Source organism: Streptomyces torulosus, from assembly GCF_001419765.1.
GTDB lineage: Bacteria > Actinomycetota > Actinomycetes > Streptomycetales > Streptomycetaceae > Streptomyces > Streptomyces torulosus.
In genome coordinates, this window is record NZ_LIRK01000636.1 from 1 (window position 1) to 221 (window position 221).

Annotated in this window: 1 protein-coding gene; it reads left to right on the top strand. The window is 72.4% G+C overall.

Annotation, left to right across the window (positions count from 1 at the left end):
• Nucleotides 1–16: 16 nt before the first annotated feature.
• On the top strand, nucleotides 17–221 hold a 205-nt coding region (locus AOK23_RS36030), incomplete at its 3' end, for a (2Fe-2S)-binding protein (RefSeq protein ID WP_420823780.1).

Here is a 221-nt window from a genome sequence, read left to right on the forward strand (position 1 = left end):
GGTCAGGAGCCCGCCCGTGCCCTCCCACACCTTCACCGTCAACGGCGAGACCGTCACCGTCGAAGCCCCCGACGACCTGCCCCTGCTGTGGGCGCTGCGCGATCTGCTCGGCATCCGCGGCCCGAAGTACGGCTGCGGCATCGACGTCTGCAAGGCCTGCACCAGCCACCTCGACGGGGAGGCGGTACGGCCCTGTGTGGTCCCGGTGTCCGAGGCCGCCG